Source organism: Sphingobium limneticum (assembly GCF_008710155.1).
In the GTDB taxonomy this organism is placed as follows: domain Bacteria; phylum Pseudomonadota; class Alphaproteobacteria; order Sphingomonadales; family Sphingomonadaceae; genus Sphingobium; species Sphingobium limneticum.
This window is the reverse complement of sequence record NZ_VYPZ01000033.1, coordinates 1-23,510: the sequence shown is the minus strand read 5'-3', so window position 1 is coordinate 23,510 and position 23,510 is coordinate 1. Positions and strand designations below refer to the sequence as shown.

26 protein-coding genes and 2 pseudogenes are annotated in these 23,510 nt (G+C 62.1%); 17 read left to right on the top strand and 11 right to left on the bottom strand.

The features are described from left to right. Positions 1-36: 36 nt before the first annotated feature. A complete protein-coding gene (locus F4U94_RS21300; protein WP_120249860.1) occupies positions 37-930 on the top strand; it encodes an SDR family oxidoreductase in 894 nt (297 codons plus the stop codon). A gap of 107 nt (positions 931-1,037) precedes the next feature. Here F4U94_RS21300 and F4U94_RS21295 read toward each other — a convergent pair whose 3' ends face one another. Then, positions 1,038-1,472, bottom strand: a complete 435-nt coding sequence (locus tag F4U94_RS21295; protein WP_120249861.1) for a DUF3597 domain-containing protein — start codon at positions 1,470-1,472, stop codon at positions 1,038-1,040. Between the two features lie 125 nt (positions 1,473-1,597). On the opposite strand from F4U94_RS21295, the gene F4U94_RS21290 reads away from it, so the two are divergent. Further along, a complete protein-coding gene (locus tag F4U94_RS21290) occupies positions 1,598-2,170 on the top strand; it encodes a DUF4142 domain-containing protein (RefSeq protein WP_120249862.1) in 573 nt (190 codons plus the stop codon). A gap of 402 nt (positions 2,171-2,572) precedes the next feature. Beyond that, positions 2,573-3,106: pseudogene (locus F4U94_RS21285) on the top strand (hemerythrin domain-containing protein). A 304-nt stretch (positions 3,107-3,410) separates the two neighbouring features. Here F4U94_RS21285 and F4U94_RS21280 read toward each other — a convergent pair. Then, a complete protein-coding gene (locus F4U94_RS21280) occupies positions 3,411-3,968 on the bottom strand; it encodes a PRC-barrel domain-containing protein (RefSeq protein ID WP_120252019.1) in 558 nt (185 codons plus the stop codon). Positions 3,969-4,298: 330 nt separating this feature from the next. Between F4U94_RS21280 and F4U94_RS25185 the strand changes: the two are divergent. Next, positions 4,299-4,462 (top strand): annotated as a pseudogene (locus F4U94_RS25185) (integrase); the annotation flags it as partial. Positions 4,463-4,659: 197 nt separating this feature from the next. Here F4U94_RS25185 and F4U94_RS25180 read toward each other — a convergent pair. Further along, positions 4,660-5,304 (bottom strand): response regulator, encoded by a 645-nt coding sequence (locus tag F4U94_RS25180; protein WP_232015903.1) that lies wholly within the window; start codon positions 5,302-5,304, stop codon positions 4,660-4,662. Between the two features lie 343 nt (positions 5,305-5,647). Here F4U94_RS25180 and F4U94_RS21265 point away from each other — a divergent pair, with 343 nt between their 5' ends. From F4U94_RS21265 to F4U94_RS21255, 3 genes are read left to right on the top strand one after another with little or no spacing between them, the layout of a single operon-like run. Further along, positions 5,648-5,908: a hypothetical protein gene (locus F4U94_RS21265; protein ID WP_120249863.1), complete on the top strand. Its 261-nt coding sequence runs from the start codon at positions 5,648-5,650 to the stop codon at positions 5,906-5,908. Further along, positions 5,905-6,429 carry a CinA family protein gene (locus F4U94_RS21260; RefSeq protein WP_120249864.1) on the top strand — a complete coding sequence of 175 codons (525 nt, stop codon included), beginning with the start codon at positions 5,905-5,907 and terminating at the stop codon, positions 6,427-6,429. The genes F4U94_RS21265 and F4U94_RS21260 overlap by 4 nt, the downstream gene beginning before the upstream one ends. Further along, complete coding sequence (locus F4U94_RS21255; protein WP_120249865.1) at positions 6,416-8,470, top strand: NAD(+) synthase; 2,055 nt, start codon at positions 6,416-6,418, stop codon at positions 8,468-8,470. The genes F4U94_RS21260 and F4U94_RS21255 overlap by 14 nt, the downstream gene beginning before the upstream one ends. A gap of 103 nt (positions 8,471-8,573) precedes the next feature. Here F4U94_RS21255 and F4U94_RS21250 read toward each other — a convergent pair whose 3' ends face one another. Together F4U94_RS21250 and F4U94_RS21245 are read right to left on the bottom strand one after the other, a co-directional pair. Beyond that, positions 8,574-8,870, bottom strand: a complete 297-nt coding sequence (locus F4U94_RS21250; protein ID WP_188117311.1) for an exonuclease/endonuclease/phosphatase family protein — start codon at positions 8,868-8,870, stop codon at positions 8,574-8,576. A 1-nt stretch (position 8,871) separates the two neighbouring features. Then, positions 8,872-9,468, bottom strand: coding sequence for an alpha-ketoglutarate-dependent dioxygenase AlkB (locus F4U94_RS21245; protein ID WP_120249866.1), 597 nt, complete (start codon positions 9,466-9,468; stop codon positions 8,872-8,874). Between the two features lie 69 nt (positions 9,469-9,537). Here F4U94_RS21245 and F4U94_RS21240 point away from each other — a divergent pair, with 69 nt between their 5' ends. Beyond that, on the top strand, positions 9,538-10,092 hold the full coding sequence (locus F4U94_RS21240; protein WP_120249867.1) for a hypothetical protein: 555 nt from the start codon (positions 9,538-9,540) through the stop codon (positions 10,090-10,092). A 156-nt stretch (positions 10,093-10,248) separates the two neighbouring features. On the opposite strand, the gene F4U94_RS21235 is transcribed toward F4U94_RS21240, so the two are convergent. Further along, on the bottom strand, positions 10,249-11,802 hold the full coding sequence (locus F4U94_RS21235; protein ID WP_120249868.1) for an ISL3 family transposase: 1,554 nt from the start codon (positions 11,800-11,802) through the stop codon (positions 10,249-10,251). 96 nt (positions 11,803-11,898) lie between these two features. On the opposite strand from F4U94_RS21235, the gene ligD reads away from it, so the two are divergent. From ligD to F4U94_RS21220, 4 genes are all read left to right on the top strand, one after another. Beyond that, positions 11,899-12,849, top strand: a complete 951-nt coding sequence (ligD, locus tag F4U94_RS21230; RefSeq protein ID WP_331852617.1) for a non-homologous end-joining DNA ligase — start codon at positions 11,899-11,901, stop codon at positions 12,847-12,849. A 14-nt stretch (positions 12,850-12,863) separates the two neighbouring features. Then, a complete protein-coding gene (locus F4U94_RS21225) occupies positions 12,864-13,151 on the top strand; it encodes a hypothetical protein (RefSeq protein ID WP_120249870.1) in 288 nt (95 codons plus the stop codon). 73 nt (positions 13,152-13,224) lie between these two features. Next, positions 13,225-13,347 (top strand): hypothetical protein, encoded by a 123-nt coding sequence (locus F4U94_RS25410; RefSeq protein WP_261934863.1) that lies wholly within the window; start codon positions 13,225-13,227, stop codon positions 13,345-13,347. Positions 13,348-13,359: 12 nt separating this feature from the next. Continuing rightward, positions 13,360-13,545, top strand: a complete 186-nt coding sequence (locus F4U94_RS21220) for a hypothetical protein (protein WP_120249871.1) — start codon at positions 13,360-13,362, stop codon at positions 13,543-13,545. Positions 13,546-13,707: 162 nt separating this feature from the next. Here the strand turns inward: F4U94_RS21220 and F4U94_RS21215 are convergent, their stop codons facing one another. The 3 genes from F4U94_RS21215 to F4U94_RS21205 all read right to left on the bottom strand — a co-directional run bounded on the left by F4U94_RS21215 (position 13,708) and on the right by F4U94_RS21205 (position 15,279). Next, entirely contained in the window at positions 13,708-13,980 is a 273-nt protein-coding gene (locus tag F4U94_RS21215) for a hypothetical protein (RefSeq protein ID WP_331852618.1), read from the bottom strand. Positions 13,981-14,044: 64 nt separating this feature from the next. After that, positions 14,045-14,650: an alpha-ketoglutarate-dependent dioxygenase AlkB gene (locus F4U94_RS21210; protein ID WP_120249873.1), complete on the bottom strand. Its 606-nt coding sequence runs from the start codon at positions 14,648-14,650 to the stop codon at positions 14,045-14,047. After that, positions 14,650-15,279: an SOS response-associated peptidase family protein gene (locus F4U94_RS21205; protein WP_232015905.1), complete on the bottom strand. Its 630-nt coding sequence runs from the start codon at positions 15,277-15,279 to the stop codon at positions 14,650-14,652. Before F4U94_RS21205 ends, F4U94_RS21210 begins: the two co-directional genes overlap by 1 nt. Positions 15,280-15,622: 343 nt before the next feature. On the opposite strand from F4U94_RS21205, the gene F4U94_RS21200 reads away from it, so the two are divergent. After that, complete coding sequence (locus F4U94_RS21200) at positions 15,623-15,859, top strand: hypothetical protein (RefSeq protein ID WP_197716430.1); 237 nt, start codon at positions 15,623-15,625, stop codon at positions 15,857-15,859. A 55-nt stretch (positions 15,860-15,914) separates the two neighbouring features. Here the strand turns inward: F4U94_RS21200 and F4U94_RS24660 are convergent, their stop codons facing one another. Continuing rightward, a complete protein-coding gene (locus tag F4U94_RS24660) occupies positions 15,915-16,175 on the bottom strand; it encodes a hypothetical protein (RefSeq protein WP_170271985.1) in 261 nt (86 codons plus the stop codon). A 220-nt stretch (positions 16,176-16,395) separates the two neighbouring features. Next, positions 16,396-16,569 carry a DUF6771 family protein gene (locus tag F4U94_RS24655; protein ID WP_170271984.1) on the bottom strand — a complete coding sequence of 58 codons (174 nt, stop codon included), beginning with the start codon at positions 16,567-16,569 and terminating at the stop codon, positions 16,396-16,398. Between the two features lie 190 nt (positions 16,570-16,759). Here F4U94_RS24655 and F4U94_RS21190 point away from each other — a divergent pair, with 190 nt between their 5' ends. From F4U94_RS21190 to F4U94_RS21175, 4 genes are all read left to right on the top strand, one after another. Beyond that, positions 16,760-17,098 carry a hypothetical protein gene (locus F4U94_RS21190; protein ID WP_150412208.1) on the top strand — a complete coding sequence of 113 codons (339 nt, stop codon included), beginning with the start codon at positions 16,760-16,762 and terminating at the stop codon, positions 17,096-17,098. A gap of 12 nt (positions 17,099-17,110) precedes the next feature. Next, entirely contained in the window at positions 17,111-17,872 is a 762-nt protein-coding gene (locus F4U94_RS21185; protein WP_232015907.1) for an ImuA family protein, read from the top strand. Positions 17,873-18,002: 130 nt separating this feature from the next. After that, positions 18,003-19,598, top strand: coding sequence for a DUF6504 family protein (locus tag F4U94_RS21180; RefSeq protein WP_232015908.1), 1,596 nt, complete (start codon positions 18,003-18,005; stop codon positions 19,596-19,598). Then, complete coding sequence (locus F4U94_RS21175) at positions 19,595-22,810, top strand: error-prone DNA polymerase (protein WP_150412207.1); 3,216 nt, start codon at positions 19,595-19,597, stop codon at positions 22,808-22,810. The genes F4U94_RS21180 and F4U94_RS21175 overlap by 4 nt, the downstream gene beginning before the upstream one ends. The last annotated feature ends 700 nt before the right edge of the window (positions 22,811-23,510 follow it).

The window sequence follows — 23,510 nt, the reverse complement described above, 5'->3', positions numbered from 1 at the left end:
ACTGTCGTCCATCATCCCCATCAGCAAGGAGCGAACATGGCAGAGCGTCTCACCATGCAGGACCCGCGCGCGCAATATCCCAAGCCCCCATTTCCAGAGCAGCCGCAGCCGGTTCCCGGTATCGCTGCGGACATGGATCCCAGGCCTGACCATGGCGAGGAAAGCTATACCGGCTCGGGCAAACTCGAGGGCCGCAAGGCGCTGGTCACTGGCGGTGACAGCGGCATCGGCCGAGCTGCCGCTATCGCCTATGCGCGCGAGGGCGCCGATGTCGCCATCTCCTATCTTCCAAGCGAAAAGGAGGACGCAAAGGCGGTCATCGCCCTGATCGAGGCAGAGGGCCGCAAGGCGGTCGCGCTGCCTGGCGACATTACGGACGAGAACTGGTGCCGCAAGCTCGTCGATGAGGCCGTCAAGGGCCTTGGCGGGCTCGACATTCTTGTCATCAATGCTGGCCGCCAGCAATATCGCGATGACGTGGAGGCAGTGAGCTCGGAAGATTTCGACCGCACGCTGAAGACCAATCTCTACGCCATGCACTGGATCACACAGGCCGCCGTGCCGCATCTTCCCGCCGGCGCGTCGGTGATCACAACCGCCTCCGTCCAGGCCTATGAGCCTTCGGCCATATTGCTCGATTATGCCACGACCAAGGCAGGCATCGTCGCCTATACTAAGGCGCTTGCCAAACAGCTGATCGAAAAGGGCATCCGGGCAAATGTGGTTGCCCCCGGTCCATTCTGGACAGTCCTGCAATCCAGTGGCGGTCAGCCGCAGGACAAGGTCACCAAGTTCGGGGAGCAGAGCCAGTTCGGCCGCCCTGGTCAGCCGGTCGAGATCGCGCCCGTCTATGTGCTGCTAGCCTCGCAGGAGGGCAGCTATATCACCGGTGAAGTCTATGGCGTGACCGGCGGCGCCGGGATCGCCTGACGCAAGGATGGCCCCGCGTCACCGCGGGGCCACCGTCCCAACAGATATGGTTCTGACAGGATAACGCCGGTCCGCCACCTCAAGAAGGAGCGGCACGGCCAGAGGCCTTAGTCGCGCAGGCTATCGGGAACCACGCCGCCATTTTCAGCGAGTTTCGTCATCACCGCCCTGTGCAGCGCGATATTCTGCTCTGCGCTGCCGTCAGCGCCTTCATGGACAGCCAGTTCGTCGGCCAGTTCCTTGCGCGCCGCAAGGCTGGAATCGAGATCGAGCAGCTTCAACAGATCGACGATCGAACTTTGATAATTTCCCCCGCCGCCCCTGGCGTCGGCCATGGCCGAAAGGACCGCGCCGACATCGACCTGCGGCAGCGACGTTGCCTCAGGTGACGCGGTGGCCGTGGCGGGCGACGCAGGGGGCGTAGTGGCCGGCGGGGGCGGGTTGGTGGTCTGGACATTCGTGGCGGGTGCAGGGGTGCCACTGCTCGCCCTCTGGTCGTCATGACCAAAAATCTTGTCTCTAATCTTGCTGAAGATGCCCATGTGCCTGTCCTCCATGTGGTGGTTCAATCATCACCAAACGGCGTGTGTCAAAGAAGGCTCCCATGGGAACGAGCTTGGACGCGGCGGGTTGACGTTCTGACAGACGATGATCCGGGAGACGATCGATGAAGATGCAGTTCGCGACGGTGGCGATATCATTGGCAGCGCTGACGCTCGGCGGGTGCGGCAAGAAGGTCGATACGGCGTCCAACAACGGCGCGGCGGCGCCGATGAACAGCGTCAACACCATCGAACCGGCGCCCGTTGCGGAGAGCGCAGGCCAGACGTTCGCCAATGCGGCAGCGGCGAGCGATACATTCGAAATCGAAAGCTCAAGATTGGCGCAAGCCAACAGCCAGTCGACGTCCGTGAAGAAATTCGCGGAGTCGATGATTAAGGCGCATACCGATTCAACGGCAAAGCTCGGCCAGGCGGCGAGCGCTTCGTCCCCGGCCATCGTGCCCAAGCCGATCCTGTCCAGCGCGCAACAACAGTCGCTCGACGCGCTCAAGGGCAAGAAAGGGGCCGACTTCGATGCCGCCTATATCGAAGCGCAGACCAGGGGACATCAGGAGACGCTCGACACGCTTAAAGCCTATTCGGCCAGTGGCGAGGTTCCCTCATTGAAGGAGTTCGCGGCCAAACTTATTCCCATCGTGACAGCCCATCTCAACATGGCGAAGGGCCTCAAGTCCTGAGCGAACGTTCCTTTTTCAGAATCTCTGCGTGTACGGACGGGCCATGGCGGTGATCGCCAATGACCCGGCTCCCTGCCCCTTCGATCTTGCATGAGGCAGATCGAAGGGGCTTTTCACCCTGCCAGCAAATGCCGCGTCGAGATGATATCGCGCGTTCATCTTTAGACCGGCCTGGACCGACAGCACCCGACCGGAAGCACATGCTCCACCGATGTCATGAATTTGCCGGGCAGCTTGGTGAAACCGCCATCGGCGCATGCAATATCACCGGGCGTTGCGGGTCCAGTGCATGCGCCCCATTCGCAATGCCAAGCCCTGATGTCGACCGCCGCACTGTTGAAGGAGCCGGCAATTTGCTGACGGTCCGACTGGCGCAACCATTTCGACGCCCACAAGGTCACTCTGTCACCCAGATGGCATTGTCGCTCAGCCGAGGCGAAATTCACCGATGCGATCGCCCTGTTGAAGGCCGTCCATCACAAGGTCGAGGATCTGTTCGAGAAGTTCGAGGGTGCCAAATCCGCAGACCGCCAGCAGGCGTGGGCGCACGAGATCTGCGTCGAGCTCAAAATCCACACGCTCATCGAGGAAGAAATCTTCAATCTCGCCTTCCGCGGGTTGATCGAGGAAGACACACTCGGCGAAGCCTGTGTCGAACATGATGGCGCCAAGGTGCTGATCAACGACATAGATGCCGGGTCGCCCGACGACGCATTCTACGGCGCCAAGGTCAAGGTGCTTTCGGAAGAAATCAAGCATCATGTCCACGAGGAGGAACAGGCATCGGAGGGTTCGCTCAATACCGGAAGGCGGATGTCGATCTTGTGGCACTCCGCGATGCGATGGCCGTACGCAAGAAGGTATTGCTTGCCCCAAGCAAAGGCAGGCGGGCTACCTGCCGCGAAGCCGACGGCTGTGAACCTGCTCGCGGCCTGATCAGCCGGTGAAACGCAATGGGTCGCCGCCTGAAAATGCAGGCGGCTCGATTCTTGCGACCGCTATCCGACGCGATCCTCCACAGCGGCGGTCAGCCTTTCGTGTCGCAAGACTCCGCCTGAAGAGCGCTGGCGACGCTTCGCTGCATATGCTTGCAGATGGTGTTGCCGAGTTCCAAGCCGTCCTGGGAATTGGAGAAAGGATATTCTCCAGGAACAATGCTCCCATTCTCCATGTCGCAGCCGCCGTCTGCGCTGACATTTGGACAAAGATAAGGGCGGTTTCGTGAAGGTTGGGAAGAACCTCATCTGCTCCGCTTCTCCTCAAACGCCTTCGGTGCCGCGGGCCATTCTCCCTCGGGAAGGGGCGCCAGGCTATCGAACCACGCGCGTGAGCGCAGCAGCGTCAGCCGGTCACTGGCAAAGTTCATGTCCGCCCGATCCACAGCGCGAAGTTCTTCATTCACGCCCGCCCAATCGCCAGATGCGACCACGACGTAACTTACCGTGCCGCTTTCGCAGGTCACGAGGGCTTCGACAGCTTTTCCGATCGTCTCGCCTTCAGCATCAACGACCGGCATGCCAGCGACGCTCGTCGCGGTAAAAAGAGTTGGATAGAGGGATCGCTGGCTTGCCTGAGCGGCGGACTTGCCACCATCTTCATAGGCGCGCTGCTTGCCAAGCCAGCGCCAGACGCCGATGAGATTGACCAGAGTTAGAAATCCGTTGGTGGCAAGCAGGTTTGCCTGTCCCGAAGAGAAACCGACTATCGACCAGGCGATCGATCCCAGGGTGAAGACCCCGAAACCCCAGCCCGTGACGCGTGCGCCCAGATTGGCTGCGGTCATCATGGCCGCAATCATGGTGGCGGCAGGGGCAATCCAACCGGCGAGGTCTTCCAACTATGGTAGCTCCATGATCAAAGGGTCAGAAGCGGTTAACGCGAAGCGATCTTGCTGGTGCCGGACCGAAGCAGATTTCTAAGCTTCCCCCTTGAAAACACATGGAGGCAGCGGTTTGCCCGAGCAAGCGCCGTACCAGCCCCGCGAGATTAAACTTTCCTGGCAGCAGGGGGCATTTGGCGAGTCGCGATCAAAACGCTCCGAACAACTCAATGACGTGCCTAAGGCCCGAAGACTTTTGAGCATAACTGGCGCAATTCCTCTGCCGGTGATGATTGGCTGTCCTGCGCGACGCACTCGTTGCGCCGAACCAAGGCGTCGATCATCGAGTGGGCAACAGGCAACCTGCGTATCGTTCAACTCCTGCTCGGTAACAGCAAGATCGAAATAGGGTCCGCGATCTGGGGATCGACGTGGAAGGCGCGCTCGCGCTCGCCAAGAACACCGAGATCTGAATCGTCGGCTCCCGCAGCGCTGGCGGGGAGCCGGCTTTAGTGGGCGTGACGAAGCCGCCGTTCGATGAGGCTGCGCTGTACGGCGGCTTTCGCCTTATAACCTGCCGGTCGGTTAGCGACCCATAATCGGGCCTCCGGGCAAGCTACGGATTGACCCGAAAATGGTCATTGGAGTGTTGATCGGCCGAGACGGCCAGCTAAAGTTGAGCGACGGCTTCCACAATGTTGCGGAAAGTCACCGGCTTTTGCAGCCGGACCACACAGGCGAGGTCTTCCGGGACAGCGTCCGGGTCGTATCCTGTCAGAAAGTTGAACGGTACGCCGCGTTCCTTCAGCGCATGCGCGATCTCAAATCGCGGCTCACCGCCACCCAGATTAAGATCGAGCACTGCATGCGTCGGCGTCGCTGTTTCCAGCAGATCGAGCGTCGCATCCTCGCTCGGACAGGGACCAAGCACCTTAGCGCCTGCGCCGCGCAGTGCGGCGGCGGTGTCGCCAGCGATGTTGTAATCATCCTCGACGACGAGCACATTGCGACCGGTCAGGTCAGGCGCTCCGGTCATATCCAGTGTTCCTCCACACACAATCGTCGGCGATGGCGCATCGGTTTCAAGAATGCTTTCACCCTCTTTAAGCGGAAACTCCAGGTGACAGCGTGCGCCGACCGGTTCGATGCTGATGCTTCCCGTGCCGCCCAACTCGTAGGGGATCTTGCCTTCTATCAGATCACTTCCGAACCCGCGCCGCATCACTCTGCCGTGCGGCGGTGCACCTGTTTCGACCCAGTCGATCGCCAGCCAGGTGCGGCCGCGCTTCTCGAAGGAGGACCATTCGACACGCAAGCGGCCTTGAGGAACCGATAATCAAGCCGTTTGCGATGGAAGCGCTCGCGACGCGGATCAGGGCAATGATCGAAGGGCAACCGGCGATCCAATCAAAGTCAGTTCGCCCTATTTCTATGGGCCGATACTCAGCCCGCGTCGGCTGAAGGGGAACATCAGTTATAGATTTGTTAGGCACGGGGCAGGGCAGCGCACAGACGTGACGATGTTCCGCGCAAAGAAACACCGACCAATTGATCAGTAAAATTCTTTGCGGCGGGTTTCGCACGACACTGATCCAAGTGAGGAAGATTGTTGGGAACCAAGGCCACGCATTTTCCTTGAGTGCCTCAAGGAGAGTGTGATGAACGACGATGCCCGCAAGACCCGCGACGTGCCGACGCAGGCAACCCGCAGTCCCAATATCTCGACGGAGAACCAGCCCGAAGGCGCGGCTCGTCGTCCCAGCGATACGCTGGACCGCGAACCGGACCGCGATCCCATGAGCGGCGGCGCGATCCCGTCCAACTATGATCCCGTGGCGATGACCCGGCGTGGCGAGGAAGAAGATACCCGCGCCGGACAGGAGGAGGCAGGCGCGAAATCGCGCCGTTCGCCGCATTGAGCGAGCAAGAGGCGGAGACGCTCTCACCCGTTCTTCCCGACGACGTGGAAGAAGCGGCGGGCGCGTTGCTGAAGGCCGCCTGCGCCGCCCGCGCGAAGCTGGTGACGGCCGAAAGCTGCACCGGCGGCCTGCTCGCCTCGCTGCTGACCGATATCGAAGGCGCGAGCCATGCCTTTGAACGCGGCTTTGTCGTTTATAGCGAAGAATCAAAATGCGCATTGCTGGGCATAAGGCGCGAGCGGATCGACAGCTGCGGTGCCGTCAGCAAGGAGGTTGCCGTCGCGATGGCGCAGGGCGCCATCACTCACTCCCTCGGAGATGTGGCGCTCGCCGTGACCGGCTATGCCGGGGAAGCCCCCAAGGGCAAGGAAGCGGGCCTAGTCCATTTCGCCTGGGCGCGGCGGGGCGGCGAGACAGTGCATCGGGTCGAGCATTTCGGCGATATCGGGCGCGGACCGGTGCGCATAAACGCGCTGCGCGTGGCGTTGGATATGATGAGGCAGGCCGTTGACGAACTCTGAGCGTTTCGCATCCATCCATACCCATGGCCTGATCCGCGCCGCCGCCGCGACGCCCCGTGCGAGCGTCGGCGATGTCGCAGCCAATGCCGCCGCGATACTGGCACTGGCGCGGCAGGCCGCCGTCGGAGGAGCCGACCTTGTCCTCTTCCCCGAACTCAGCCTGTCCTCCTACGCGATCGACGACCTCCACCTTCAGGAAGCGTTGCTGGACCGGGTCGAGGCGGAGATCGGCGCGCTGATCGACGCCAGCGCAGACTTGCCGTTGCTGCTGGTCGGCGCGCCATTGCGCCGCAAGGGACGCCTTTATAATTGTGCACTTGCCATCGCGCGGCGACGGCTGCTGGGTGTGGTGCCCAAAAGCTTCCTGCCCAATTATCGCGAATATTATGAGAAGCGCTGGTTTGCGCCTGGCGCTGGCTTGTCGGGACTGGATATCGATGTGGCCGGCCATCGCGCGCCATTCGGCACGGACCTGCTGTTCGCGGCGGAAGGCTGGGCCGATTTCACCGTCCACGTCGAGATTTGCGAGGATTATTGGGCGCCGCTGCCGCCTTCGACCATGGGCGCACTCGCCGGCGCGCTGCTGCTCTGCAATCTTTCCGCGTCCAATATCACCCTTGGTAAGGCTCGCGACCGACACCTACTATCGGCATCGCAATCGGCGCGCTGCATTGCGGCCTATGTCTATTCGGCGGCCGGCCCAGGTGAAAGTACCACTGATCTCGCCTGGGATGGACAGGCGATGATGCATGAAATGGGCGATCTGCTAGGAGAATCCACGCGCTTTGGTGACGAAGCCGAGCTGCTCTATTCCGATGTAGACCTTCAGCGGCTGCGCTTGGAGCGGATGCGCAATGGGACCTTCAATGACAGCGCGGTCGCCGCCGGTGATCCCGAGAATCGCTTTCGCACCATAGGCTTTCCCTTCACGGCTCGAACCGACGACACCGGCTTGCGCAGGCCGGTGCGACGCTTTCCGTTCGCGCCTTCCGACCCGCTGCAACTTGATGCCGACTGCTATGAGGCGTTCAACATCCAGGTGGAGGCGCTCGTCACCCGCTTCCGCGCGACGGCGGGCAGGCATTTCGTCATCGGCGTGTCGGGCGGCCTCGATTCCACCCATGCGCTCATCGTCGCCGCCAAGGCGTGCGACCGGCTCGACCTGCCGCGCTCGGCGATCCTGGGCTATACGATGCCTGGCTTTGCCACGGGGGAGGCGACAAAGGGCAATGCCTGGGCGCTGATGAACGCCCTGGGCGTCGCGGGCGAAGAGATCGACATCCGCCCAGCGGCGCGGCAGATGCTGGCCGACATGGGCCATCCGTTCGCGCGCGGCGAGCGGGTCTATGACGTGACGTTCGAAAATGTACAGGCGGGCCTGCGCACCGATTATCTGTTCCGCCTCGCCAACCGGCATGGGGGCTTCGTCGTCGGGACGGGCGACCTGAGCGAGCTGGCGCTTGGCTGGTGCACCTATGGCGTGGGCGACCAGATGAGCCATTATGCCGTCAACAGCGGCGTGCCCAAGACGCTCATCCAATATCTGATCCGCTGGTGCATCGCGACCGACCAGTTCGATGAGGCGGCGAAAACGGTGCTGGACGCGATCCTCAACACCGAAATTTCGCCCGAATTGGTGCCGGTCGATGCCGGCGGCGCGCTGCAAAGCACGGAATCGAAGGTCGGCCCCTATGCGCTGAACGACTTCTTCCTCCACCATATCGTCCGGCAGGGCCTGCCGCCTTCCAAGGTCGCGTTCCTCGCCTGGCACGCCTGGTGTGATCCGGTCTCAGGTGAATGGCCGGCGGGCTATCCCGACGACGCGAAAACTGCTTATGATCTCCCGACCATCCGGCACTGGCTCGAAAACTTCCTGCGCCGTTTTTTCGGCATGAGCCAATATAAGCGGTCCGCCATCCCCAACGGACCCAAGGTCTCGTCCGGCGGCGCGCTATCGCCGCGCGGCGACTGGCGCGCGCCGTCCGACGGCAACGCCACCCTGTGGCTGGACGAACTGGAGAAAGGGATGGGTCAGCCCTGATCCGAAAGATCGATCCAGACCGGCGCATGATCGCTGGTCTTCTCCCAGCTGCGCGGCGCAATATCTAGCTGCGCCGACGTCAGCCGCGCCGCAGCGACGGGGTTCAGCAGGATATGGTCAATCCGTAACCCGCATTGCGCGCGAATGATTGCCGCAGATATTTCCAGAAGGTGTAGATCGTCTCATGCGAATGCCGATGCCGCAGGGCATCCTGCCATCCCTGGTCGATCAGCCGCGCATAGGCCGCCCTTATTTCCGGCGCGAACAGCGCGTCCTCCCGCCACCGATCGGGCGCATAGACGTCGAGGTCGGTCGGCATGACGTTGAAGTCGCCGAGGCAAACGACCGGCGCATCCAGTTCGATTAATGAGAGCGCTGGCGGCGAAGGCAGGTTACGCAATTCAGCCGAGCAGCCTGCGTCCCTTATCCGTCAGGCTGCGGAAGGTGATTGACCAGCGGGTATCCTCCATAGGCGCGATGCTGTGCTCCCATAGAGTGCGTACGGGGCCGGACAGCCCATAAAGGGATCGGCGCGCCAATGAGACAGGGTGGCGATCGAATCCGTTCTCCCTGCGCCGCCGCAACCGCAGCGTGGCCGGCGCACCCAGCGACAGACCGGCGACATGGCCGAAGATCGGCCGATCTCGATGCCATCCGATACCCGCGCCCGGATCGTAGCGGATCAGCAGCGCCTGAACGAGCTCAGCCTCGCCGATCGCGAGCAGTTCCGCCGCTTTGCGCCTTATGGGCATCAGCCAGTCGGGAATCGGCGGGGCTGCCGCGACCTGCGCGGTGTCGAAATCATAGGACCAGCCGAACGAACAGGTCAGGCGCTTGCCGAGCCAACCCTGAAACCGAAATGGGGCGAGCGGCAATGCATCGAACGCGGCAATGAGGTGCGCTTCGGTGGCGGTATCGATGACGTCGGATCGATAGGTCAGACCTTCCGGCCCGGTGGGCAATCCAGAGGCTGTGTCGAAAAGATCGGCCTGTTGCATGGTTCTTATATAGTGCCGCGCCCAAAGAGTTGCGACTGTGTGTCGAACCGCCATAGCCTGCGATGCGTTATGGGCGGCATGGCAAAGCGTCCTCTCAAGGTTTTCCGCACTTCAGCGGGCTTTCAAGATGCCTTTGTAGCGGTGACCAGCAGGAAGGCCGCGCTGGAGGCCTGGGGCGCCCGCTCCGATCTCTTCGCCAGCGGCATCGCCGAGCAGGTCACCGATCCTGTATTGACGAGGGCGGCGCTGGCCCAGCCGGGTAGGGTCATCCGCACGCCGCGCGGTACATCGGCCGAGCATCTCGCCGCGGCAGGCAAAGTAAAAATCGCGCCCAGCGCCAGAGGCAAGCGACCACCCGCCCGGAACCTAAAGGAAGCAACGCCGCCGCCAGACCACAAGCCCAAGGCCAGCCGCGCGAAGCTTAGCAAGATAGAGGAAGGCATTGCGAAGATAGATGACATTTTCGCGCGCAGATTGTCCGATATCGACGCGCGCATTGATGCTCTCAGGAAAGAGCGGGAGCAGGTTCGGGAGGAACGCGATCGCGCGCGCTCCCGGCTTGAGGATCGGCGCGACCGCGAGGAGAAGGCCTATCGTGCGGCCATGACGCGGTGGGAAGGATAATTGCGGTCAAGTCTGTCCTTACGCCGCAATGGCGCGGGACAGGGTGTGCGTAATTTCAATCAGGCTCATCTGTTGATTGCCACTGAGATGTGACCCGGGGGCGCTATAAGTTTCCACTGAGAAGTGGCTCTGAATCACTTTTGCTGCTGGTGATGGTCATACGCCGACCACGCGAGCGCGCAGCAGGTCCAGCTTCGCTCGACCATACATCTGTCGTTTTATCAGCTTGAGGCGAGTGATTTGGCCCTCGGTCTGCCCATTTGACCACGGTGAAATGATCGCGTTGCGTACCGCAATCAGGTCCTTTTCTACACCGTTGACAAGGGAAGCGACAAGGCTGTCCTTGGCCAGCTCGATCCACCCATCAAGTTTCGCGGCTGACTTTGATCTGATCATCGATTGGAAATCGCCGATTGCTTTGCGTGCCGTCACCAACTCAGGGACACAGTTCTCGATGACGGCAACGAGGATGGCATCTGATTTGCCCAATCCATCCTGAGCGGAGGTCATCAGGCGAGCCAGAACCCGCGCCGAGGGTGTGCGCATAAGGCCGCTTTGGCCGGCCTTTTCAGCGAGGCGGCGCCGTTGAGCCCACTGCGAGACGATCCCTCGCTGTCCAACAAAACCTTCTGCACGCATCTCACGCCAGAGCGCCAAGGCGTTGCGGGATCCGGTATCCCAGCGCTCGTTCAGCCACGGCAACCAACTGTCCAGAGCGCTTGGCCGAGTACGAAAGACGTCTAGGCGCTGTCCGCGTAGGACGTCCCGAACGAGTTTGCGGCTGTGACCAGTCTGCCGGACAATCTGCCGGATGGAAGTGCCGCTTTTGGCCAGTTCCTGGATTGCCTCATTGGTTTCCTGACGACGAAGGTAACCTTCGTACTGCAGCTTCTCAGCATAGGTGAGAAGCTTGGGGTCGACGACATTGCTGCCGACCGCTTGCCTGATCTGCCGCATGGATTTGCTGACGGCGTCGAGAAAGGCTCGGCTCGAATTTTCCATGAGATGCCAACGATCGGCAACCTGCTCGGCATGAGGGAGCCCTCGTGCGATCGCCTCACCATAACCGCCGCCGCGGTCTCGAGCGACGATGGATATGGACGGGCGTTTGGCAAGCCAGGCCCGTGACGTTTCCAGTGCTCGATCAGGCAGAAGGGTGACCGGCTTGCGGCGCTCCAGATCGCAGACAATCGTTCCGTAAGTCTGGCCTCGGCGGAAGGCAAAATCATCAATACCGACAACATGGAGGTCGTCACATCGATCAACAGCGTGCCGCCGCACCACCCGCAGCAAAGTGTCCTTGCTCACCGGCACCATTAGACGGTTGGCAAATGCGGCTCCAGGTCTCCCGCCCAATGCGAGGCCCAGATGGTGGACAATTGTCTCAAGACGTTGAGTACGCCGGCCATATCGCGCCAGGACACCTACATCGAACCGTTCGCAGAAGATGCGTCGACCGCACACGACCGCGTCACACCAGAAGCGGCGCGCCTGGATCGTTAGAACGACACGGCGGCCCGCCAACGGTAAATCCGAAGGTCTCCGCACATACCGGCTCTGAACTCGCTGGCTTGGGCGGCCACAATCCGGACAAACGCCTGAAAGGCAGCGAGAACGCAGTTGAATATGGAAATCATCTCCGACACCCTGCAGCGACACCACCGCAAAGCCTTCAGGGGCAAGACGCGCTCGTTGAAATCGCCCGTGCATGACAGATCCTCCCAGTAAAGCGGGGGAAGGATACCATCACCAGCAGCAAAAGTGATTCAGAGCCACTTCTCAATGGAAACCCCGGGTCACATCTCAGTGGCAATCAACAGCCTACGCGAAGACAAGAAGCCTGAGGCGGTGGTTCTGGAAAAGCCGGCGGCGCAGCTCTCGTCGCCGGTCGCCATCAGAAACCGAGAGCGGGTCATCTTTCCCGAAAGCAGCATCACCAAGGGCGCGCTTGCAGACTATTTTGCGCAGATCGCGCCCCTGATGCTTCCCTGGGCTGGGTCGCGACCGATCAGCCTCGTGCGCTGTACGCAGGGGCGGGCGAAGAAATGCTTCTTCCAGAAGCATGATGCCGAGTCCTTTGGCGATGCGGTGCGCCACATCGGCATCACGGAGAAGGTCTGTCATGAGGAAGCCTATCTTTATATAGATACGCCTGAGGGCCTTCTGACCTGCGTCCAGATGGGTACGATCGAATTTCATGGCTGGGGCGTGCGGATCGAAGATGTCGAGAAGGCCGATCGCCTGGTCTTCGACGTTGATCCCGATGAGGGGCTGGACTTCGAAGCCGTGCGATCGGCTGCCTTCCAGTTTCGCGACATATTGGCCTCGATCGGCCTTGCGACCTTTCCGATGCTGACCGGTGGAAAGGGCGTGCATGTGACAGCGCCGCTGACGCCGCGGGCCGACTGGGCCGAGATCAAGGACTTCGCCCACCGTCTGGCGAAAGCCGTGGCGCAAAATGATCCGGAGCATTTCACCGCAGCGCTCCCCAAGGCCCAGCGCAAGGGCCGCATCTTCGTCGATTATCTGCGTAACCAGCGCGGCGCGACGGCGGTCATGCCTTACAGCGCCCGCGCCCGTCCCGGCGCCCCGGTCGCGGCGCCGCTTAGCTGGAAGGAAATGGAGACGATCGACAAGCCCTCCCACTTCACCATCGCTGATGGCAAAGCGCTGGCGAAGCGAGCGACTTCAAAGGCTCTGTCCGGCTGGGGCCGCGCCGATCAATCGTGCCCAACCTTTGAAAATCGCCACCTATAATGTGAATGGGGTCAATGGCAGGCTCTGTGACGCTGCGCCTCGGCACTGATGAGCAGACGCCGCACCCGCAGGCGAAGGCCGGAAAGATCGTCGGGATTGCCGACGATGATGAAGGGGGCCAGGCGCTGATCGTCGAGATTGATGGGCACACCCATCGCGGAGACGGCAGCCATTATCATATCACCGGGTCCCTGGCTGAAGGGCGGCATGCCAAAGAGAGCAATGATGTGCTGGCGAGCGGCTGGGCGGCCTTGAAGACCCCCGTCAACGTGGCACTCGAACACGCGCAATGGTCGCGATAGCCGGGGCCCTAGACCCTGATTTCGGAACCAAGCGGCGATGGGATCGCTTCCTCATCGTCCAGCACAGGAGAGCATGATGATCCCGGATCCCAAGGAAAACCCCGAAAACAGCACGTCGGATGACAAGCAGGACGAACTTGAGGAGGCGCAGAAGAACGCTGCTGAAAAGCGCGAGGATGAAGGCGGATATCAGTGAGGCGAGGCGGCCATGATTGCTGAATTCACCTTGCCGGACGGTAGGCCAGTCACCATCAACCTTGATCAGCTTGATTATTTCGAGCCATGCGAAGTCGGTACGCGCATCCATTTCGCAGATGGGCGGGAGCTGGAGATCAGCGACAGCTACGATGCTGTGGCCGAACTGCTTAATCCTGAGCGGCAGGCAGGCCTTTGACCGCGCGCCAAAACCACAGTCACCAAAAAAAAGGCTGATCGCGTGACGACCAGCCCGATGAGTTTTTAGGAGAGGATGCCTGAAAGGCAGAACCCCTTTCGCACCAGCGGCGGCGCTCGACAAATGCGAAGGCGTGCAACCTGATTGCATCCCACGCAACGATCAAGCTGGGCCGGGCTTGCCGGATAGAGCGTCGAACCAGGGGCGATAAGGCGTATTGCGCACCATATGCCGGTTGTAATCCGGCGCGCCGTCATCCCACCAGACCGGACCACGTTCGCCCAGTGCTTGCTTGGCCTGATCGACGGCTTTGCGGGCCGCCACTTCAGTCTGTTTATCCGCCTCTCTCTTCGCGCGGGCTACGGCTCTGCGCGCATCCATGAGATCGTGCACGAGCGCTTCGCGCTTTGCCTGGGACAGCGCCGGATTGCTCATGCGCCAAAGACGCCCGCGAACCACGAAATATCGGCCATCGGGCGTCACAGGCTGAAAAGGGCGTTCAGCCATCGCTCAAAGGGGCAACTTGTCTTTGAAAGTCTGGCTTCAGGCTGCGGAAGGTGATGGACCAGCGCGGCTCATCCATTCCGGCGATGCTGTGCTCCCAGTCGTCTCTCGCCTCGTCGCTCATCACATAGATGGATCGCGGCGCGAGCCGGACTGCGCGTCGTTCAAATCCCTTCGCTGTTCGTCGACGGAAACGCATGGATGTGTGTGCCCCAAGCGAGATGCCCACGACATGCTCGAATACCGGCCGATCCTTGTGCCAGCCAATGCCGGCGCCGGGATCGTAGCGGATGAGCAATGCCTGGGCGAGACTGTCCGCGCCAAGACCTGCGAAGCGCGCGGCGCGGTCGCGTAGCGGAACCAGCCAGTCGGGCAGGGGATCGGTCGGCCCGAACCGGCCATGTTCAAAATCATAGCTCCAGCCATAGCTGCAGGTGAGCCGCTTGCCGGTCCACTGCTGAAAGCGAAAGGGCGTGAGCGGCGCGCGATTGATGCGGTCAATAAGCCTGGCCTCTTCCTCTGCGCTTACCAGATCAGGTCCGTAGCCAAGACCCGGCAGGAGAGGCGGGGCAAAAAGGTCGATCTGCCCGTTTGCCGACATCACAGCAGCGCCAGCTGTTTGTCGGCGGATGGCGGCCGCTTGCCGCTATTCCACAGATCCTGCGTCCTCTCGACCTTGAACCGCTCGGCGGAGAAGGGGGCACGAAACTGAAAGCCAATCACATCCTGGATTGGGCTGTGCAACCAGCGGTCATATTCGTGCGGATCGAGCAGGACGGGCATGCGATCATTGGTCGGCGCGACCGCAGCGTTGGCGTCCATCGACACGCCGGCAAAGCGCGGCCCTTGGTCGGGGATGTTCCGACAGAAACCGGCCCAGGCCATCAGCGGCATATGATTGAGCGAAAACCAGGTGCGTGTTCGCGCGCCGGGCACGCCGTCAGGGTTTGCAAAATGGCTCATGACGATCAGGCATCGATAACGCGGATCGAGCGCCATCTGATCCCACATCGGATTGGTGAGATCCGCTACCAACCCGATGATCCCTGGCTCTTCGCCTCGCTCGCGCATCTCTCGGGTAAGCCGGGGAAAGCCCCAGCTCACACCGCGTATGACGCGCCGTCCTTTGTTCTCGAAGACCACCAGGCCACAAGCGCCCTCTGTCGTCTCGGACGGCAAGTCGACCGGCACCGGCATTTCAGCGCCGAAATAGTGGGCGACCTCCGACAAGCCAGCCGCCATGCAATGAAGACGAGACATGGGATTCAGCTCACCAGGGGACCTCGTCGTCACTGACCAACTGCGGATCATGCGCGGGGTGATAGCGCGGGACACCTTGATGGTGCTCCGTCTCCAATCGATCCGGCCCGCTTGTGGCCGGCTCAACAGGTCTGGGTTCGTGTTTCAGGCTTAGCTTTCTGCGCTCCTGCATCGCTTCTCTCCATTCTGCGCTCGCTGCGACTCTGCTGCTCGGATCGACGAAAATAGAACGTGAAGAGAACAAAGCCAAGGGCGAGACTCCATATTGTTCCTATTATGTTCTACTACAGGTCGAATCGGAAGGATCAAATTCATGACTAATCAGCGGCTCATCGAACATGATTTCGAAGGGCAAACTTGCGGGTTGAACGGTCTAAAACTCGCTGAAATTCGAGATGCTGTCGCTACGGCGCTGGAAGCGCGCGGGCTTGGCAATCGCTCTTTCATCGAGGAGATTCGCGCAGGGCTTCGTGACGATGGCCCGTTCATGGTCGGCGCAACCGCCTGGGCTACAGCCATCATGCGGACGAAGGTCGATGCGCCCGGTTGATGCTATCGGCCATGGGGACGAGCAAAGGTCGGCCACCTCGATCTTCGAGGCCGCTTTATGGCGTTACTCGATCAAGGTCACCTGCCGCTGTCACAAAAGCGTCACCTTTGAACCAATTGGCCTGTGGTGGCGATTTCGGCGGAAAGGCTGGAGCGATGATTTTCGCGACGGCATTCGCCACCTCTACTGCAAGGACTGCACCGAGCGCCTTGGCCGAAAGATCCGGCCGCTCCGGATGGAGACGACGAACGAGCCGCCGCGCATCACATATCCCCTCCCCGACGAGCGCGAATGGCGGCGAGGCGTGCATCAGCATAGAGGTTAGGGGGCATGGGTGGTCGGCATGCGACGGATGACGCGATGTTCGATCTCGCAGGCGAAAGAAAACCCCGCCGGAGCAAGCTCAACGACGAGGCCAAGGTTCAGGGAGGTGCCATCCAAAGGGGGGAAGGGGGACCATTTCAATCTAGAGGCTTGGCTTGGAGATTCAAGCCGAGGGTCAGATTGAGATCGGTCTTTTCGGTCACTGTCAGAAATCACGCCCTCGGTTTTTCGCCGGCCCCTTCGTGCAGTGCGTTAGCGATCATGGCTGCAAGCGTCTCCTCAGCGCTGCGGCGGGCATTACCATCCTTACCGCCAAGATCATTGCGAAGCCATTGGGGCGCGCGTTCGACCGTCCGTTCGATGATCGCTTTTAAATGGTCGTCCATGGCCGTCGCCTATGAGCGTCAATGTGCATTGGCGCAATAGCAGGGCTGTGACATGGCATCGCTCCAGTTATCTGTGGATAACTCGCAGCGCCTCTTGCAAAGTGCGTTCTTGATATGTTCTAGGCTTCGATCATGGAATCAGATGAGCCAGATCACTCTTTAGCCGATGACCTTCTCGTGCCCGAAGGCCGTGAGCGGCTGGCGCGCGCATCAGCTGCGCGTCGATATTTCCATCGCACTTTCGATGGCACCGCTCTGGGTACGCCGGGCTTTGTCGGATCGGAATTTTGCCCGGTCCCGCGGCGCGCGCCTCGATATCGTCGAGCGCATTGCCGCTGCTATCGAGCGGAGATTTATCGTTAGATGGCGCGGTTCAGACGACGAGGGCGAGAATGCCCGTGCGGTTGAGGACGGCGGGCCGCTTTTCGGCGGGCCTGATTTTTGTGACCCGCTCAGGGCACATGCGCCAGTGCGATCTCGATCAATTGACTCTGTGACAGGATCAAAGGAACATATAGGGAACAAGTGAGTCTCAACCGTCATGTCGACTGCCCCGCGCCCGCACAGGCTGCAAGCCCTCATCGCCGAAATCCAGGCCATTGCGCCGGTTTCGCGGGCCGATGTCCCATGCCTGCCGTTTGGTATTCCCATCGTCGATGACCGCCTGGCAGCAGGCGGGCTGGCGCGCGCGGCGCTGCACGAAATTGCCGGCCAAACCGTCGCGCTTGGCGATGACGCCGCCGCCACCCTCTTCACTGCGGGTATCGCGGCCAGAGCGTCGGAAGGGGACATTTTCTGGATCATGGCGCAGCCCGATCTATTCGCGCCCGGCCTTGCCTGCGCCGGTGTGCCGGCGACCCGGTTGATCCAGGTAGAAGCGGGAAAGGACGATGACGCCCTTGCGATTATGGAGGAGGCGCTGCGCCATGGCGCGCTTGCCGCCGTGGTGTGCGAGGTCACCCGCATCGGCATGACAGCCACGCGCCGCCTGCAGCTTGCGGCCGAGGAAGGAAACACCATGGCCTTGCTGCTACGGCGCTGGCGACGGTCCGCGCAAGATCCGCTGGGCCAACCGTCTTCCGCGCTGACGCGCTGGCGCATCGGCTGTGCGCCGTCCGATCCCTTGCCGGTGCCCGGCGTCGGTCGGTCGCGCTGGCAGGTGTCACTGGTGCGCCAGCGCGGCGGGCATCCTGATAACTGGCTGCTGGAGGGCTGCGATGCGACGGGTCGCCTCGCTGTTCCTGCCGAGCCTCGCCGTCGATCGGCTACGCCGAAACGAGGCGAGGACCGGCAGGCCGCCTGAACGGACATCTGCGCCCCAACTGCCCCTCGTCCCGCTCGAAGAGGATGACGGCTCGTCCTGCTCCTGCCCACGTGGCGGCGGGTGGCGTCCTGGCGCGCGCTGGGCGCAGAACACAGGGGCAGGTGCTGCCATGGCCAGCCGCGAGGAACAGATCGACAGCCTGCCTGTGCATCAGCGTCCCTCGCCGCGTGAACTCGGCCGCCGCTCGGAGGCGGCCGACAATCCGTTCAAATCAGACAAGCAAGCGGCAGCGCCAAATCTGAAGCCTGTTGCGGATACGCAGCTGGAAATGCCGCCGCTCGTCACCAGCACCCTTCAAAAGCAGCGCAGGGTGATCGCCGCGGTCGACGCGCATGCGGCAAGCCTTGGTCTCTTTCCCGGCATGCCGCTCACCCAGGCCAAAGCCATGGTGGCCGGCCTCGATGCGCGCGACGCTGACCCGGTGGGAGATGGGCGGGAGTTGGAACGGCTCGCGCTGTTCGCCGTGCGGCGCTGGACGCCGACCGCACAAGTGGACGCGCCTGACGGGCTGCTCATGGACCTGACCGGCGTGGCCCATCTTTTTGGCGGCGAGAAGGCGATGGCGCGGCGCCTTATCGGTTTTTGCCACCGGATCGGACTGGACGCGCGCGTCGCTATAGCGGGCACGGCGGGTGCTGCCCATGCGCTCGCCCGCTATGGCAAAGAGCGCATTGCGATCTGCAGCGTGCAGGGGGAACTGGAAGCGATCAACAGATTGCCGGTAGCGGCGCTGCGGCTCGATGACCGCCAGCGCAGCGCCGCCCAGCGCCTTGGGATCGAGCGCATTGCCGATCTCATCGCCATGCCGCGCGCGCCGCTCGGCCGCCGCTTTGGGGCCAGCCTGCTTCACCGGCTCGACCAAGCGATCGGCCGGGTTGGCGATCCGCTCGTCGGCATCGTGCCATTCGAATTGCCGCAGGTGCTGCGTGTCTTTGCCGAACCCATTGGCTCGGCCGAGACGATCGCGCGGGTCATGGCCAACCTTGCCGATGATCTGGCGCGGACATTGCGCGAACGAGGGCTTGGCGTGCGGCTTCTGCGCCTTGTCTGCGAGCGGGTGGACAAGGAGGAACAGATCGTCACGGTCGGGACCGCGCGGGGCACGCGCGACATCGGCCATATGCTGCGGCTGCTCGCCATGAAGATCGAGACCATTGATCCAGGCTTCGGTATCGAGCGCATGCGACTGCTCGCGCTGCGCAGCGAACCCCTGGCGCCCACGGCGATCGATGCCGATCTGGGGATGGACGAAGAAGCGGATATCGCGCTCCTCGTCGATCAGATCGTTGCGCGGCTGGGGCAGGGGGCCATTTACCGTCCGACCATGTGCGAGAGTGATGTGCCCGAGCGCGGCGTTGGGCGCATCGCGCCACTGGCTGATGCTATGCCCTGGCCGACCTTATGGCCAAGGCCCGCGCGCATCCTGCTGCGGCCAGAGCGGATCGACCATGTCATGGCCGAGCTTCCCGATCAACCGCCGCGCCGCTTCGTCTGGCGGGGTGTCGCCCATGTCGTAGTGCGGGCAGACGGGCCGGAGCGTATTCGGGGGGAATGGTGGCGTCGGCGCGGCGAGAGCTATGCCGTACGCGATTATTTCCGAGTGGAAAATGAGCGGGGCGAGCGTTTCTGGGTGTTCCGGCGCGGCGATGGCGAAAATCTGCGGTCGGGCGATCTCTCCTGGCACATCCATGGTGTGTTCGGATGAACGGCGACGCTTATGTCGAGCTTCAGGTCACCACACATTTCTCCTTCCTGCGTGGCGTGTCCTCCCCTGATGAACTGTTCGCCCAGGCCGCCTGGCTCAAGATACCGGCACTGGGCGTGGTTGATCGCAATTCGGTGGCCGGGATCGTGCGCGCCTGGGAAGCGGCCAAGGAAACCGGCGTCCGTCTGATCCCCGGCTGTCGGCTAGATCTTGCCTGCGGAACCAGTTTGCTGGTCTATCCGACCGACAAGGCCGCCTGGTCGCGGCTGACCCGCCTGCTGTCCATTGGCAAGGCGCGGGCAGGGAAGGGGGCCTGCGATCTGCACTGGGACGATGTCGAACAATGGCAGGAAGGGTTGATCGCTATCCTTGTTCCAGATCTGCCCGACGACACCAATGCACAAGCGCTCCGCCGTTTAAGCGGCATATTTGGCGAGCGCGCCTATCTTGGGCTGTCGCTGCGCCGAAGGCCGGACGATGCGATCCGGATTCATAGTCTCGATGGGCAGGCCCGAGCGCACCATGTGCGATCGGTGGTGTTGGGCGACATCCTCTACCACAGCAATGATCGCGAGCTGCTGCAGGATGTGGTGACCGCGATCCGTCACCATTGCACCGTCGATGCGCTGGGGTTCAGGCGCGAGCGCTATGCCGATCGGCACCTCAAGTCCGGCGCTGAAATGGCGCGGCGCTTCGCTGCCTATCCCGATGCGCTGGCGGCGAGCGCCGACATAGCCCGTGCCTGCACGTTCGACCTTGGGCAGCTTCGCTATCAATATCCGCAGGAAGCAAGCCCGGGCGAAACGCCGCAACAGTTACTCGAGCGGCTGACGGGGGTGGCATCGGCCCGCATGTTTCCCGATGGCGTGCCCAAAGCCTATGCCGATCAGCTGGCCCATGAGCTCGGGCTGATCGAGAAGTTAAGCTACGCCCCCTATTTTCTGACTGTGAACAGCATCGTCGCTGAAGCGCGGCGGCGGGGCATTCTCTGCCAGGGGCGGGGATCGGCGGCGAACAGCTGCGTCTGCTTCGTGCTGGGCATCACCTCGATCGATCCCATCAAACATGAATTGCTGTTTGAACGCTTCGTGTCGGGCGAGCGCAAGGAGCCGCCGGACATCGACGTCGATTTCGAGCATGAGCGGCGGGAGGAGATCATCCAGTGGATCTATGAGACCTATGGCCGCACCCGCGCCGCGCTGACGGCGGTGGTGACGCGCTATCGCGCCCGCGGCGCTGTGCGCGAGGTCGGCAAGGCGCTGGGTCTGCCCGAGGACATGACCGGGGCGCTCGCGGGGCTCGTCTGGGGATGGTCGCTGGAAGGCGTGCGCGACGATCAGGCCAGCGAGCTCAATCTCGATACCAGCGATCCGCGCCTTGCCCTGACGCTTGAGCTCTCGCGTGAGCTGATCGGAACGCCGCGCCACCTCTCGCAGCATCCTGGCGGCTTCGTGCTGACTTCAGACCGGCTCGATGAGCTGGTGCCGATCGAACCAGCAGCCATGGAGGACCGGCAGGTGATCGAATGGGACAAGGATGACATCGATGCGCTGAAGTTCATGAAGGTCGATATATTGGGTCTGGGCATGCTGGGATGCATGCGTCGGGCCTTTGCGCTGCTGGCGGAGCATCGCGGCATCGCCATGACCATGGCGTCGCCCACGCTGCAGCGCGATGACCCTGCCGTCTTCGCCATGATCCAGCGGGCCGACACGCTCGGCGTCTTCCAGATCGAGAGCCGCGCGCAAATGTCGATGCTGCCGCGGATCAAGCCGGAGAAATTCTACGATCTCGTCATCGAGGTGGCGATTGTCCGGCCTGGGCCGATCCAGGGCGACATGGTGCATCCCTATCTACGTCGGCGCGAGGGCAAGGAGAAGCCGGAATATCCGCGCGAGGAGCTGCGCGCCGTGTTGCAGAAGACGCTGGGCGTGCCGCTGTTCCAGGAGCAGGCGATGAAGGTGGCCATCGTCGGCGCCGGGTTCACGGCGGCCGAGGCCGATCAGCTGCGCCGCGCTATGGCGACCTTCAAGTTTACCGGCGGGGTCAGCCATTTTTACGACAAGTTGGTCGAGGGCATGGTGGGGCGCGGCTATCCGCGCGACTTTGCCGAACGGACCTTCAAGCAAATCGAAGGCTTCGGTTCCTATGGCTTTCCGGAAAGCCATGCGGCGAGCTTTGCCAAGATCGCCTATGCGTCGAGCTGGATGAAGTGCCATCACCCCGATATCTTCTGTGCGGCTCTGCTGAACGCGCAGCCGATGGGCTTTTATGCACCTGCGCAGATCGTGCGGGACGCCCGAGCCCATGGCGTAGAGGTGCGGCCGCCCTGCATCAACCGCAGCCGTTGGGATTGCACGCTCGAACCGACACGCGGGCGATACCTCGCCGTTCGGCTAGGGCTGCGCATGGCGCGCGGGCTTTCCAACCTGCACGCCGCCATGATCGTTTCGGCACGCGGGGATGAGCAATTCAATAGTGTCGAAGGCGTTTGGCGACGGGCAGGGGTGCCGCCGGCCGCCATCGAGCGGCTGGCGGATGCCGACGCTTTCCACGCTCTTGCCCATGATCGAAGGCAGGCGCTGTGGCAGGTGAAGGGGCTGGGCGACAAACCCCTGCCGCTCTTTGCGGCGGCAGATGCGCGGGAAGGGCGGTCCGGTCCGGAGGGGGATGAGCCCATGGTGACGCTGGAGCCGCTCAGCGAAGGAAGGGAGGTGGTCGAGGATTATCGGACCATCCAGCTTTCGCTGCGTGCGCATCCGCTTGCGTTTCTACGGGAGGATTTACGGCGGCGTGGGGTCAAGTCGGCCGCGGAGCTCGACCAGGTCAAGGACGGGCGGCATGTCGAGGTGGCAGGGGTGATCCTCGTGCGGCAGAAGCCGGGGTCGGCTAAAGGCGTTCTGTTCATCACCATTGAAGATGAAACCGGGATTGCCAATGGCATATTATGGCCGGACCGGTTTGAGGCGCAGCGGAGGACGGTCCTGGCATCAGCCATGGTCGGGCTGCGTGGGCGGTTGCAGCGTGAGGGGATTGTTACGCACATCATCATAGACCGCGTGATCGACTACACGCCGCTTCTCCGATCGATCGGAGACGCCATCCCGTCTGCCGCAACCTGGTATGCCAGCGACGGTAAGGCGGACTTGCCGAAGGGGGCGGCGCCAGATGATACGCCGCGTTTGCGCCTTCAGTCGCGCAATTTTCACTGAACAGATCATCGTGCGGAGGGCTTGCTGCTGCCTCCCGGAGTTCGTTGGATCTGGCCGAAGTGGACTGCTCGAGCCAGATGCCAAGTGACGGACGCAACCGTCGCCTGGACTTAACCAATTGGCATTTTTGGTGCGCTTGTCCACGCTGACAAGCTCGGAGATGTCGGCGCGCGTTCCTATGTTGGCTTTGTAAATCTCGGCGAGCCGGTCGAGAAGCGACTCGACGACCCCTTGCCCCTTCTCGGTCAGGCTGACCCTAATTCCGCGTCGGTACCGATCGGTCGCATTGCAAAAGACCAAGTCGATCTTCTCCATTTCGTACACCTTGCGACATGCGGTGGGGTACGGGACATTTGCGAAACTGCAGAGCGACCAGAGATATACGGTCCTTTTCTCTCTGGCGGCAATATAGAGTTCCAGAAGCATGTCCCAGACGGGACTGGCGCAATAGCGATAGCCCAGCGTGTCACCCAGGGCCTTGCGCATCGTCACCAGCTTGCGGCAGGTGTCCATGCGAGCAACGACTTGATGCGGCACTAATTTTCTCCCTTCACTAAGCGACGCGGCGCGTGAGGTCGCGTCCGTCAATGTGGTGTAAAATCGGGTGTGGCCACTGGGCTGCATTTTCAGGCGGCCTTGGGTGTAATCTGTAGCGGCTGTGCCTCCTCGATCATTGGTGTGGCAAGGGCGGCCATGCCCT

Bases quoted from the DNA above. Each gene is read 5' to 3' on its own strand.
- F4U94_RS21300 (WP_120249860.1), top strand. From the start codon at position 37: ATGGCAGAGCGTCTCACCATGCAGGACCCGCGCGCGCAATATCCCAAG.
- F4U94_RS21295 (WP_120249861.1), bottom strand. From the start codon at position 1,472: ATGGGCATCTTCAGCAAGATTAGAGACAAGATTTTTGGTCATGACGAC.
- F4U94_RS21290 (WP_120249862.1), top strand. From the start codon at position 1,598: ATGAAGATGCAGTTCGCGACGGTGGCGATATCATTGGCAGCGCTGACG.
- F4U94_RS21280 (WP_120252019.1), bottom strand. From the start codon at position 3,968: ATGATTGCGGCCATGATGACCGCAGCCAATCTGGGCGCACGCGTCACG.
- F4U94_RS21265 (WP_120249863.1), top strand. From the start codon at position 5,648: ATGAACGACGATGCCCGCAAGACCCGCGACGTGCCGACGCAGGCAACC.
- F4U94_RS21245 (WP_120249866.1), bottom strand. From the start codon at position 9,468: ATGCAACAGGCCGATCTTTTCGACACAGCCTCTGGATTGCCCACCGGG.
- F4U94_RS21240 (WP_120249867.1), top strand. From the start codon at position 9,538: ATGGGCGGCATGGCAAAGCGTCCTCTCAAGGTTTTCCGCACTTCAGCG.
- F4U94_RS21235 (WP_120249868.1), bottom strand. From the start codon at position 11,802: ATGCACGGGCGATTTCAACGAGCGCGTCTTGCCCCTGAAGGCTTTGCG.
- F4U94_RS21225 (WP_120249870.1), top strand. From the start codon at position 12,864: ATGGCAGGCTCTGTGACGCTGCGCCTCGGCACTGATGAGCAGACGCCG.
- F4U94_RS25410 (WP_261934863.1), top strand. From the start codon at position 13,225: ATGATGATCCCGGATCCCAAGGAAAACCCCGAAAACAGCACGTCGGAT.
- F4U94_RS21220 (WP_120249871.1), top strand. From the start codon at position 13,360: ATGATTGCTGAATTCACCTTGCCGGACGGTAGGCCAGTCACCATCAAC.
- F4U94_RS21215 (WP_331852618.1), bottom strand. From the start codon at position 13,980: ATGAGCAATCCGGCGCTGTCCCAGGCAAAGCGCGAAGCGCTCGTGCAC.
- F4U94_RS21210 (WP_120249873.1), bottom strand. From the start codon at position 14,650: ATGTCGGCAAACGGGCAGATCGACCTTTTTGCCCCGCCTCTCCTGCCG.
- F4U94_RS21200 (WP_197716430.1), top strand. From the start codon at position 15,623: ATGACTAATCAGCGGCTCATCGAACATGATTTCGAAGGGCAAACTTGC.
- F4U94_RS24660 (WP_170271985.1), bottom strand. From the start codon at position 16,175: ATGCTGATGCACGCCTCGCCGCCATTCGCGCTCGTCGGGGAGGGGATA.
- F4U94_RS24655 (WP_170271984.1), bottom strand. From the start codon at position 16,569: ATGGACGACCATTTAAAAGCGATCATCGAACGGACGGTCGAACGCGCG.
- F4U94_RS21185 (WP_232015907.1), top strand. From the start codon at position 17,111: ATGTCGACTGCCCCGCGCCCGCACAGGCTGCAAGCCCTCATCGCCGAA.
- F4U94_RS21180 (WP_232015908.1), top strand. From the start codon at position 18,003: ATGGCCAGCCGCGAGGAACAGATCGACAGCCTGCCTGTGCATCAGCGT.
- F4U94_RS21175 (WP_150412207.1), top strand. From the start codon at position 19,595: ATGAACGGCGACGCTTATGTCGAGCTTCAGGTCACCACACATTTCTCC.